The sequence below is a fragment of the Collinsella sp. Sow4_D11 genome, from assembly GCF_052116465.1.
GTDB lineage: Bacteria > Actinomycetota > Coriobacteriia > Coriobacteriales > Coriobacteriaceae > Collinsella.
Genome location: NZ_JBQKLA010000033.1, coordinates 1 through 11,892 on the forward strand (window position 1 = coordinate 1; position 11,892 = coordinate 11,892).

Genomic DNA, 11,892 nt, shown 5'->3' on the forward strand with positions numbered 1-11,892 from the left:
ATCCAGGCCCTGGCGTTGACCGGCATCGACCACACCCACGCCGCCGACCCGAGATTGGTGGTCGAGCCTCGCCCCATCGACACCGAGGCGTGCACCAGACGCCCCACCTGGCACCAGCGGCCCTCCAGCGTGCCGTTTCCGATCGAGAGGGTGGTGCCGTCGCTCTGCGACCACGCCACGGCGTATGACGACCATGCTGGGGTCACCGCACCCACCATCGTGTCGATGTCGGTCGCCAGGCTGTTGAGGTGCTCCCACAGCCTGGTGTGGTCCTGCTCAGTGAATCGGGTAGCCGGCATCAGACGCCCTCGCTCTCTGTCGTCAGGGTCAGTGTCATCCCCGCATCGGACACCACGAGCGCCATGTAGGGTGCCGCCGAGTCGATCTGGCACCCGATGCCACCCGCGGCACCGGACGCCATCTGGGCAACCCATGCCGCCGGCAGATCCCAGGTCGTCGACGCACCAGCCGCCAGGGCAGGCCCAGCCTGACTCGCCAGTACCGTGGGGGCCCCCGAGGGCCTGGACGTGCCTGCCAGCAGCGTCAGCGTCGGCGTCGCGGCCGCACCCATCCCCGCCGCCCGCCTACGACGCAGCAGCACCGACCCGGACCTGATCCGGGACGGCAGCGGACCCCACCACGCCCCGCCACGGTTGAGGCCACGGCCCGTCCAGTCGCCCTGATACAGGTCGCTGGTGTCGCTGCGCCACCCCGAACCGCGCCAGGTCCCCGACACCGTCGGCCTCAGCGTCACCACCTCAATCACCGGGGCCGGGGCAGGCGTCGCCCCATCCTCAGGCTGAGGAGGCGGCGGCGGGGGGGCCACCGTGCCCAAAACTCCGACCATCCACGCCTGACCGTCTGAGAGCGAGATCACCGCCAGGTCTGTCGCGTTGGCTGAGGTGACGTGCCGCAGCATCACCACATCTCCCGGGATCCCCTCGACCCGGGCCACACGCCCCGAGATCGAGGTGATCCGAGCCACCGTCATCGTCACCACGTCGCCCCTCCGATTCGTCCACGTAGCACTGTCAGCCCGATCTGGCCGGGTTCCTTCCCGGGGGTGAGCGCGTGAGTCAGCTCCGTCACCCGCCCGACCACGTCCACATCATCAGCGAGGACACGGACCACATCATCAAGCTCTAAACGTGGGTCCGTGACGGCCTGCACCGTGAGGTCGACCGTTTCCCGCTGGATCCGGTCGAGCCGGGTCCGAGCGGCGGCCAAGCACTGCTGCGGGGTCGTGAGCAGCGGCGAGCTGAAAAACGTTGGCACCTGTCCGTAGGCACCGCCCCACCGATACGGCCCCTGCTCGATGGTCGCCAGCTTGCTCACCGGCGCTTCGTCAGCCCCACCAGGCGACGTTGACGCGACCACCGCGTTCGGCCGCCCATCCGATGAGCCCACCTCGACCCGCCGCACCGTCCCACCCACACCATCATGAAGCGACATCGAGGGAGCGGCGGTGCTGGTGGGTGTCGGCTCGACCACCAACCGACCATCCCTCATCCGGAGCACACACCCCCAGCTATCCAGCACCTCGACGAGAGACTCGCGCCGGCTCCTACCCTGCTCCCACACCCGAGCCGCCGAGGTCCGATCGGCAGCACGCACATCGACGCTGCACACCCCAGCCGCAATCGCACGCACCTGCGCAGCGAACGAGCCGGCGGTGCGGGTCGCGATCACCCAGCGCGCCAGATCCAGCCGGCAATCGACTGAATCGGCCTCAACCTTGACCCAGCCGCCGTCCTCCTGCGCTGACGAGATGCGGTACCGACCCACCAGGCACCATCCGACGTCCTCACCCGAGGGCAGCCGGAACCCACGCCGCACCACGAGCTCTTGCCCGGCAGCGGCGAGGGGGTGCCCCGGATCGGTGGGCGCCCAGTCACTCGACACGGTCAGCTCACACGACCCCAAAAGGTTTCCGACACTCGACTCCTTCACCTCGCCCTGGGTCACCTCGACCTGGCCCAGGTACCGGGATCCGAGCCACGACGTCACTTCACACACCGGCTCGATACGGGCCTCGGTGAGGATCTGGGTGACGTCTGGTGCAGCTCTCATGATGCGAGGTCCTCGTAGGCGATGTCGATCATCTGGGGCCAGCGGGCAGCGATCGCAGCCAGGGTTGTCGGGACTGCGAGGGCCAGGTCCCTGAGGGTGTTGCCCTGGGCTGTGGTGTCGGGGGCGGGCTGACCGATGTGCTGCACACTGATCTGGTCGACCGTCGCCGACCCCGGAGCGTGCGAGAACAGCGACCGCTTCCGGGCCCCACACGACACCCAGGCGGTCGGCAGATACGGGCACGTGGGGCGGATCTGCACGAGGGACTGGTCCTGCAGCAAATCGGCCAGCGCCGCGGCCCCACCGGCGGTGTGGATCAGGGTGATCGTCGACGTCGGGAGCATCTCCACGGCGTCGAGGATGATCGGGTCCCTGCGACGAGCCACAGTGAGCGAGATTTGGTTCCGGTCATGCGCCCACTCATCCCACGACCCGATCGTCACGGGAATGTGTCGGCCACGGATCGGGTCGGTGATCACCGGCAGCGCGCTCGGGACAGTCACCGTTGCGGACGCGGCGATGCGCCCGCTGATGACGACGTCGTACCGGGTCGGGTGAGACAACGACGCCTCGTGGTCGATCGCGACCAGAGACGCCGGCGCGGGACGTGGCCGCGACCAGCCACGCACCGGCCGCTCGACGTCGGCTGCGGTCGCCATCACAGTGATCGGCAACCCGACCTTGTCGGCGTCGACGTCGACCCGGAACCGGACCGTCCAGCCAGTGATCGTGGTGGAGATACTCACCATGCGGGGGCCCCTTTCCGGGTGTGGCGTCGCAGTTTGGCCTCGACAACGCGGGTGATGTCGCCCTCGTCGATCCCGACCGACACCACTGGGGTAAGGGCGCGAGCGAGGACGGTAGCGAGTCGGTCCACCAGGGAGTCGACGTCGACCGCGGCCGCGGCCGGTTCGGTCCGCACGATCGAGGCGATATCGAGCCTGCCGGCGTTGAGTGCGTCGAGGACCTGCGGGCCACCGATCCGGGACACCGCCTGCCCGGTGAGGACACCCTCACCACCCATCACCATCGCGAGCCGCTCCCGACGCCCTGGGATCATGCCGCCGCTGTGGAACGACGGGATGTGAGGCACCTGCGGCAGACCCAAGTTTCCAATGACGTTGTTCACCGGCGAGATGACGTTGCTGTTGAGCCAGCTGATCATGTTGCGGATCGGGCCCTTGATCGCGCCGATGGTGCGGTCGACCCCCCCCCGCCCAATTGCCACCATGGCGTCCCAGATACCCACGACCCCATTTTTCATGTCCCGGAACCGGTCAGTGATGAACGACAGACCTACCTTGACTACGCCTTTCACCGCATCGATTCCGCCAGAGAACACGGCTTTGATTGTTTGCCACACACCCGAGACGATCTGCTTGACCCCGTCGAGCGCGCCCCGCCAGTCGCCCTTGAGGATCGACAGAAAAGTTTTGACGATGCCCTGGATCACGCGGAGCACCCCCCCGATCACCCGCATGATTGTGTTGAACACGGTCGAGACGACACTCAAAATCTGCGACCCGTAGGACTGCCAGAACCCACGGATCACGCCGAGAACTCGGGACACCACTGCCGCGATCACGCTCATCACCCGGCTGACCACCATCATGATCGCCTGCATGATCCCGGTCAGGATCTCACGCGCCTGCCCGAGGTAGAGCTGGATCGTCGGCCCCCACTCAGCCCACTTCGAGGCAACAAACGCGGTGATCTGGGTGATGATCGGCATCACGGTGTCGCGTGCCTGCTGGATCACGCCCCAGAACTGCGCCATGGCCGGTTGAATGTAGGTCGCCACCGCGGCCTGCACCGAGGCCCCGAAATCGGCCCAAGCCTGCTTGAGGGTGTCGAAGATTCCGCCGACCTGGGCACCGGCGTCAATGACGGCGTCCATCCACGGCAGGTCAACGTCGGCACCCTCACCGGTGATCGTGCCGATGAACAGCCTGACGGTGTCGGTAATCGGTGAGATCCACTGCGAGATCTGCTGCGCCGCGGCCGCGACCCCGGACCCCATCTGCCCCAGCCAGTCGACCACCTTGCCAGCGGCCGGGATCAAGGCATTGTTCATGAACCCCAGCCAGCGTTCCTGGATCGGGAGCAAACCGGCCCCGATCTTGGCCTTGAGATCGTCGACCTTCGCGGCGTTCACCCGCGACGCGGTCGCCGCACCATCCGAGGTATTCGCGAAATCGCCCTGCACTTTCGAGGTTTGCTTCATTACCAGCGACAGCCGAGCCTGCGCCTTTTCGTGTTCGGTGAGAGGGCGTTTGCCCTTGACGAGGCCCATCGACATCGCCTCAGCCTGCACCGCCGCATCCGACAAGAACACGTTGAATCGCTTGAGAGGCTCCGCTTCCCCGCGGAGCCCGGCCCCGATCGCCGCGATCGCCTCGGACGGCTCAGCGTTGAACGCTGACCCCATATCGGCCGACAGGGTCAGCAGCTTTTGGGACCAGTCGGCCGACTCCGAGTTGGCGAACCCCATGTTCTGCAACAGCCCGCCGACGCCGGCGGCTGCCTCCTGCGCGGCCGACTTCGACATACCCAGGCTCGATGCGGCACTGTCGAAAAACCCCTGCATGCCCGCGGCCGCGTCGCCCCACACGAGGCCCACCACGTTGGCAGATTCTTTGAGATCGGACGCCGCGGTGAGGGAGCCGCCCACGAAATCGACGATGGCGTCCTTGGCGGCACCGATCCCGGCCACGACCGCCCCACCAGCGATACCACCCAGGAATCCGGCGATCCCCGCCGAGGCCCCCTTCAGTTTCCCCGCGAAACCACCGACGGCCTGCTCGGCCTGCTTCGTGCCCTTCTCGAGGCCGCTCGATTCGCCCTCGAACTTCACGGTGAGTGTGCGGTCGTTAGCCATCCTGGCTCCACCCCTTCACGATTGTGTCGAGAGCGGCCAGCCACTCTGTGAGCATCCGCTCCTCATCGGCACGGAGAGTGGGCCACAGCCAGTAGCCGTGTCGGCCTCGGTGAGGCCGGAACTGGGCCGTGGTGGGGCGTGCCCCGCCCCCGAACTCGGCCCCAAAAAATGCTTGACCGGCCGAGGGGTGCCCCGAGACCGCGACCTTCCGCGACCCACCTGACACGATCGCCGGCACCCGATCTGATCGGGCTCTGACCGACACGGCCACGGCCCGCGACAGCGTGTCGTTCGCGGCTGCCCTGATCCGGTCAGCCTCGCGAGTAGCGATCGTTTTCGATGCCTTACGCACCTCGGCGTTCACCTCACGAGGCAGCTTGGAGAGCGTGCGCAGCAGCGGTTTGAGGCCCTCGACCTCGATGCCCTGCCTATAGCCACCGCTCATCGTTGCTCTCTCATCTCTCGTCGGCAGTCGAGGACCGTCGCGATCATCGTCAAGTCCTCAGCCGCCCATTGCGACGGCGTCCCCCCGAACGCCGCCGCCATCAGTGCGATCAGGCGGTGGTATCCGCCTCGGTAGGGTCCGGCAGCACCGGATCGGCATCGAGTTCACCGCGCTGGGTGGCCTCGTCACGGTCGTCGAGGGACTCCAGCGACTCGATCGACGTCAGCCACGTCGCGACGGTCTCGTCGTACAGGCCGAGGCGGGACGCAGCGGCCCACGCCACCCAGGCCATACGCGACAGCGGCATCGATCCATCTGAGCCGACGAACGCTGCCTTGTTGTTCTGCTCCCAGCGGAGCACGTCGGCGGCGATCACCTGCACGGTGAGTGGCTTGCCGTCGACGACGGCCCGGAACCGGCCGGTCGGGATGATGTGCTGGCTCATGAGAACACCGCCGAGCTGTTTTCGGCCGCCTCGGCCTCGGTGAGGGGCTCCGGTGCACCCTCGATCGCAAGCTTGACGCTCACCTTCGAAAATTCACCGACTTCGCCGCCGAGTTCGCCGGGCACGATCCTGACGCGACCCTTCCAGCCGCCCTTGTGGTCACCTGACCAGGGCCGGAAAGCGAACGGGATGAGCTCACCCTCATGCTTGACGAGGTATTCCGACAGGGCGTTGCCGTCGGTCTCTGTGTCGCGGCCGACGAGGTAGCCGAGCTCGAGTTCCCACTCGGTGGGCTCCACCTCCGAGTACGACCCTTTGGGGCAGGCGGTCTTCTCTTTGACGATTTTGGCGTCGGGCGAGAGCTTGACGCTCTTCACTTGGCACTTCACTTGGGTGCCCGGGCTGGCGCCGAGCACGAGATCGATGTTCTTGAAGAACAGCGGCTGGAACATGATAGTTATCCTCCGTAGAGCTGAAGCGTGATGGTTTGGCAGGGCAACTGTTTGCCTTGGATGTCGACGGTGCCGAACTCGGCCTTAGTAACGGTCGCTGCTGCGCAGATCCCGCCGAGGGACTGATCGGCCTGGATCGCGAGCTGCAGAGCGACCACCACCTGCGGCCACAGAGCCTGCAACCGTTCGGCGGTGGCGGTGTCGTTGGTGCCGGGCCGGCCCACGACGACCAGGACCGGCCACTCCCACCGATCGAGACAGATCGAGTCGATCGGTTCCCGCCAGGACGGCATCCCGACGATCAGGAACTGCTCGGGTAGCGGGCCGTGTGGTGCGGCCGGGTAGGCCACGATCCCACTGACCACCGAGCCGAAGACCTCGACGATCCCGACCCGCACCCGCTCGAGGTTGATCATCCGAACACCAGCTTGCGATAAGGGGCGATGAGGGTCTCGATGTCGCGGTCGACCGATGCGATCCGGGCGGGGCCGAGCTCAGTCATCCCGATGAAACCGTCGGGTGAGTTGCGGCGGGCGAGGTGACGAGCGACGAACAGGCGCACGGCCTGGACCAGCGCGGCCGGCGCTGGGCCCTCTGCTGGCACGCGGCACCGGCTGGCGATCCAGGACTCGGCCGCGAGGCGGTATGTCTCGACGGTCGAGGGTGATTCGTCTGGGAACCATCCGGCGACCTGGCCGGCGCTCGTCACCTCACGGGTCATGCGGTCGCGACCTCCACCTTCGCGAACGCGGTCGCGTCGAGCACACCGAACGCGAAATATCCGCCGTAGGCGACCTCGACACCCAGGATCGACGGCTCCACGGCCTGCAGCAGACCGATGCGCTCCTCGTAGGCCTCAGCCTGCGACGAGCGACCAATAATCATCGTCCCTGCCGGCAAGCCGGGAGCCATCACCCGCTTGATGTCGAGAATGTCGCCGTCGAACGCGGTCGGGGACGACGCCCCAGCCTGTTGCAGCAGGGTGCGGTTCGCGGTGAGCATCGAGCCCAGCGACCCCCACATATCGACCGACGTCCAGATGGTGTTCGGCAGCCTGAGCGAGCTGGCGCGCTGGGTGCCGTTCGCGGTGACCGCCATCACAGCCGAGCTGTACAGGGCCTTGATCCAGGCCTTGAGGTCTTCCCCGGACGCCTTCGGGATCGTCGTCTTTTGGGTGATCGCGGCCGCGAACGCCTGCGCGGCCGCGTCCTCGGTCTCGACACCGTATACGTCCTGCAGATCCGTGACGATCGCGTTCCACGCGCTGGGGTCGGTCCAGTCGATGTCCTGACGCGAGATGTTGAGCGCACCGCCGTAGGTGTCCTTGCTGAAATCGATCGATCCGACCTTGAGCTGCCGGGACGGCAGCTCGGACTTCTCCGCCGCCTGCTTGCCCACCTGGGTGTGCTGGGTGATGACCGGGCGGGAGAACTTCTTGCCGCGCACGGTGCCGAGCGGCTTGATGCCGATCGACGTCAGGAACGGTCGGGCCGCGTCCAGATCGGACAGGATCTCACCGACGATGTCCGCCGGCAGCAGACCGGGGGTCTCAGCCGTGGTCTGCTTCGCGAGGGCGCGGGCCTCGGGCTCGATGGAGCGGCCGAGAGCCGACTCGGCACGCTGGCGCGCGTCGAGATCCGGTTCGGTCGACCGCGTGCCGCGGCCCGCGAGGTAGTCGACCAGGAAATGACCGGCCGAGGGGTACTTGTACTGCCGCTCCTGGACGCCGAGCGGGTGACGATCACCCTTGTCCTTGCGGGGGGCGGTCGGGATGGCCTGCGACACCGTCTCGGTGTGCGCGGCACGGGTGGCCTCGAACTCTTCGAGGGGCTTGATCTGGGCGTCGAGCTCCTCGACGCGCTGCCGAGCGGCGGTGATGTTGCTGCGCTCAGCGTCCACGAGGTCACGGTTCTCGGACTCGATCTGAGCGAGCAGCTGGTCGATGAACTCGAGCTGCTGCTGGCGCTGCGCGAGGAGACGAGCCAGGACGGGGTTCATGATGGGGGGTTCCTTTCGAGACGATCGATTGATGTTCGTCACGTGGTGGCCCGTCCCGACCTGTCGAGTGGTGGCCTGATGCTCCGGCCCGACCGGTCATCGTCTCCGGCATGACGACCTTGGAATCAGGTAACCACGTCCTCGGACAAAAACGAGACGCCCGGGCCGAGCTCAGGGACGGCGTGAGGCCAGCCAGTTGCGCAGCGCGGCGACCTCAGCCGACCTCCGCACCGGCTTCCCGCCACCATCAGGCAGCGGCTCACGCGACCGCACCAAAGACACCTTCGCGCCGGCATACGCCGGGGTCGGAGTGAGAGACACTTCCAGCAGCCGTGCCTCGATCCGCTTCACCCACATCAGCCCATCGTCGTCGAGCTCACGTTCATCCTCGATCGACGCGAACCCGACCGACAGGCCGGTGAGCATCCCATCACGGGCTTTCCGGGCGGCGGTCATCGCGAGATCGTCCTCGATGTCGAGTCGCCACACCACATCGAGACCATCGTCGGTCTCGGTCCACCGCTCCGACACACCCACCGGGAACGAGCGGTTGTCGTGCCACAGCAGCAGCGGGAGCTTCCGAGCGGCCTCGCGGATCGACTTGGCGAACGCCCTGGGCTGGATCTGCTCCATGTACCAGCCGACGTCCTGCCACTGCCCATACGGCACCGCACGGCCCTCGAGGTAGCGCAGCGACTCCGTCGCGTCGACGTCACGGAACTCGAGCCCGGCGAACGTGCGCACCTCCGGCGCTGACAGACATACCTGGTCACTCATGAGAGCCCTCCTAGCCCTAGCCACTGCTGCCCCTGCTCCACCGTCAGCAGACCGACCCCGATCGCCTTCTCGATCCACGCGACGTCGGTGGTCATGTCGTCCGCGAGGATCTCGCGGGTCGCGAAACGCAGCTCCTGCCCATAGGGCAGCCACGCCGCACCCCAGATCTGCTCGAAATCATCGGTGATCGGCCCCACCGTCTGCCGCACCAGCGACAGGAACATCGGCCCCACCGACTTGTAGGTCAGGCCAGCGGACTCACCACCCACCCAGAACGCATCGAGATTGAACATGTTGGCGACGTCCACCAGCGACAGTTTCCGGGCCTCGACCATCTGCGAGTCCTGCGGTGACCACGCCAACGGCGTGATCTTCGTCCCTGCCGGCAGAAACGCCGGCTTCCGCTCCTGAAATTTCTCCAACCACCGCTCAGACGCAGCGTCGGCCTCCTCCTGCGACAGATCCGGGTTCGGCGTCTCGATCGCCACAGACGGCACCGCCGACACGTCCAGCATGTCCGACTCGTACCGGCCCTGCCGCTCAATCCGCGCCCACGTCGTCAGATGCTGCTCAACCACACCCACCCCACGGGCGGGCTCCCACTCGTCACCACCACGCCGCACATGCACCACGTCCGCCGACGACACCCGACGGCCACGCACCCAGTAGGCCACCTCGCTGGTCTCCGGATCCCGAGTGATCGACACCCACGACGCAGGCACCCACGACGCCGCTAGCGGATACCCGTCCTGGCCCCGCACCGTGATCAGATGCACCGCGTTCCCGTGGACCAGGTAGTCCTGCACCTGCTGACCCACAAACCACGCCCGTGCCGTGTTCGGCGTCGGATCCGGGCACTGCAGGAACCGGGAGCGAGGCAACACCTGGGCCCCCCGGTACGCGTCGAGCGACATCTGACGGATCAGACCCACCGTCACCTGAGCACACCGCGCCACCGCCGGCACCGCCAACACCGACGCGAGCCCCACCTGCACCGCACCAGGAGCCGGGAACGTCAGCACGACGCCTCACAAAACCTGGAAACGACGCGGCTCGGCAGCGAGTGTCGGCAGATGATCCACACACCAACCAGCGAGCGTGTGAGACTCCAACGGCGCGATCGGGCCACGCTCAGCCACCCACACACCACGACCCCACTGAGCCGCCCCAACCGCTCGACGCAACGACCGCTCACCGAGATGGAAGACGGCCGGGTCCGGGCGCTGCTCGAGCCCGGAGCGGAGACGATGGCAGGCTGCTGCATAGTCCGATGCTGACACGCGCACCAGACACCGCTCGACGTCCATCTTCCGGTCCACCATCTCGGCCGCGATCGCGTCGCCGAGATCCCGATCCCCCTTCGTCGACCGCACCGCGACCGCCGACCCAGCCCACCGCTCCACCACATCGACGGCGGCCCGCACCACCCACCGCACCTGCTCACGTTCCTCGATCACCTCAGTGAGCAGCACCCCATCGGTGCGCCGCCACGCCGCCGAGACCGACGCCTGCCGCAACTCCGGATCAGCCGCCACACCAAACCCCACCCGCACCCGCTCAGGGATCCTCACCGCACGCTGCTCAGCCCTCCGCCACGCCGTCCCATCGATCACGAGCTCATCCTCAGACGAGTCCTCATCGATCCCGCCATACGCCCGCAGCCCCTTCGGCAGGCTCTTCGCGAGCTGCTGCTCGACGTAGGCAACGTCGAGACCGAACCCGGCCCGCGGATGCGCCGCCAGGATCTCCTCGAGCAGCCGGGCACGCGGCACCTTCTGCACCGGCACACCATCGATCTGGTCGTCGATCGCCCACTCGAAGTACGCGATCCTCGACCTCGGGTCGCGGGTCGCTTCCCGCCCCACATGCCGCGCCCACCGCAACGCCGTCGACCTCTCCGACCCCGCCGCCGTCATCAACCACGCCTGCCCAGGATGCACCGACCACGCCGGCTCATACCCGGCCTGCACCAACTCCAGCTGCGGCAGCGAAAACGACCACAACTCGTCCACGAACACGAGCGCCGGGTCCTCACCGTGCATCACATCCTCAGACGGAGCGAACGGCAGGAACGCCGACCCCCACGGCCACACGAGCTCCTCGAACGAGTGCGACACCTTCCGCCGCACCCCAGGCAGCGCCATTAGCGGCCGAGTCGCATCAAGCCACCGACGCCGAGCCGAATCCCGCTGCTGTGCCGTCAGCCACGCCACCGCCGGATCATCCTTCTGCCCACACACCCGAGCAGCCGCCGGCGGAATCAGCGTCGTCTTCCCCGCACGCCGCTGCACCACAACCATCACCGTCTGATACCAGGGGCCACCCGTCACCGGATCCACCTCACCCGCCACACCAGCGGTGTACCGCTGCCACGGAAACATCGGCTTCCCCAGCAGCGCCGAGATCTCCGCCATCGCCGCACCATGCGACGCACGCTCAGCCGATCTCGCCGTCGCCCACAACGGGGGCGCGCCCCACTGCTGCTGCCAGCCGATCCGCGACGCTGTCGCCCGATGCTGCTTGCTCAGCATCTGCACTCACCCCCTCACCCGACGAGGAGGGCAGTTTCGCGAGCAGCTGCTCCAACCGCTGCGACGCCCGCAGCCACAGCCCCGCATCCTGCATCCGCTTGGCCGAATCCACCAGGTCCGCCGCCGATCGCGCCAGTTCAGCCGTCATCGCTCCCGATCCGTCGAGATCTCCCAGCTCAGCGACGATTCGCTCGACCGCGGCCCGGGTCGGCCGGGTCGCCCCGATCTTGGCCCGCGGGGACCGGAACATGGCGGGTTTCGACGTCATGTCGGGTCCGAGAGAGAGAGAACGGGCG

Annotated in this window: 14 protein-coding genes; all 14 read right to left on the reverse strand. The window is 67.3% G+C overall.

The window, feature by feature from the left end; translation table 11 throughout:
• The coding region (locus ACTQ40_RS09590; RefSeq protein ID WP_441563985.1) for a hypothetical protein at positions 1–299 on the reverse strand (299 nt) is incomplete at its 3' end.
• Positions 299–997, reverse strand: a complete 699-nt coding sequence (locus ACTQ40_RS09595; RefSeq protein ID WP_441085668.1) for a hypothetical protein — start codon at positions 995–997, stop codon at positions 299–301. The genes ACTQ40_RS09595 and ACTQ40_RS09590, both read right to left, overlap by 1 nt.
• A complete protein-coding gene (locus ACTQ40_RS09600; RefSeq protein WP_441085667.1) occupies positions 994–2,070 on the reverse strand; it encodes a hypothetical protein in 1,077 nt (358 codons plus the stop codon). The genes ACTQ40_RS09595 and ACTQ40_RS09600 overlap by 4 nt, the downstream gene beginning before the upstream one ends.
• Positions 2,067–2,819, reverse strand: coding sequence for a hypothetical protein (locus ACTQ40_RS09605; RefSeq protein ID WP_441085666.1), 753 nt, complete (start codon positions 2,817–2,819; stop codon positions 2,067–2,069). The genes ACTQ40_RS09600 and ACTQ40_RS09605 overlap by 4 nt, the downstream gene beginning before the upstream one ends.
• Entirely contained in the window at positions 2,813–4,948 is a 2,136-nt protein-coding gene (locus tag ACTQ40_RS09610) for a phage tail protein (protein ID WP_441563986.1), read from the reverse strand. Before ACTQ40_RS09610 ends, ACTQ40_RS09605 begins: the two co-directional genes overlap by 7 nt.
• Before the next feature lie 554 nt (positions 4,949–5,502).
• The gene (locus ACTQ40_RS09615) at positions 5,503–5,838 is read right to left on the reverse strand and encodes a hypothetical protein (protein ID WP_441141178.1); all 336 of its coding nucleotides are present in this window, start codon (positions 5,836–5,838) and stop codon (positions 5,503–5,505) included.
• The gene (locus ACTQ40_RS09620) at positions 5,835–6,290 is read right to left on the reverse strand and encodes a hypothetical protein (RefSeq protein ID WP_441085662.1); all 456 of its coding nucleotides are present in this window, start codon (positions 6,288–6,290) and stop codon (positions 5,835–5,837) included. Before ACTQ40_RS09620 ends, ACTQ40_RS09615 begins: the two co-directional genes overlap by 4 nt.
• A 5-nt stretch (positions 6,291–6,295) precedes the next feature.
• Positions 6,296–6,706 carry a hypothetical protein gene (locus ACTQ40_RS09625; RefSeq protein WP_441141174.1) on the reverse strand — a complete coding sequence of 137 codons (411 nt, stop codon included), beginning with the start codon at positions 6,704–6,706 and terminating at the stop codon, positions 6,296–6,298.
• Positions 6,703–7,011 (reverse strand): hypothetical protein, encoded by a 309-nt coding sequence (locus tag ACTQ40_RS09630; protein ID WP_441085660.1) that lies wholly within the window; start codon positions 7,009–7,011, stop codon positions 6,703–6,705. Before ACTQ40_RS09630 ends, ACTQ40_RS09625 begins: the two co-directional genes overlap by 4 nt.
• Positions 7,008–8,288, reverse strand: coding sequence for a phage major capsid protein (locus ACTQ40_RS09635; RefSeq protein ID WP_441085659.1), 1,281 nt, complete (start codon positions 8,286–8,288; stop codon positions 7,008–7,010). The genes ACTQ40_RS09630 and ACTQ40_RS09635 overlap by 4 nt, the downstream gene beginning before the upstream one ends.
• A 171-nt stretch (positions 8,289–8,459) precedes the next feature.
• A complete protein-coding gene (locus ACTQ40_RS09640) occupies positions 8,460–9,065 on the reverse strand; it encodes an HK97 family phage prohead protease (protein WP_441085658.1) in 606 nt (201 codons plus the stop codon).
• Complete coding sequence (locus ACTQ40_RS09645) at positions 9,062–10,087, reverse strand: phage portal protein (protein ID WP_441085657.1); 1,026 nt, start codon at positions 10,085–10,087, stop codon at positions 9,062–9,064. The genes ACTQ40_RS09640 and ACTQ40_RS09645 overlap by 4 nt, the downstream gene beginning before the upstream one ends.
• Before the next feature lie 6 nt (positions 10,088–10,093).
• A complete protein-coding gene (locus tag ACTQ40_RS09650) occupies positions 10,094–11,479 on the reverse strand; it encodes a hypothetical protein (protein WP_441085656.1) in 1,386 nt (461 codons plus the stop codon).
• 22 nt (positions 11,480–11,501) lie between these two features.
• The coding region (locus tag ACTQ40_RS09655; RefSeq protein ID WP_441563989.1) for a hypothetical protein at positions 11,502–11,892 on the reverse strand (391 nt) is incomplete at its 5' end.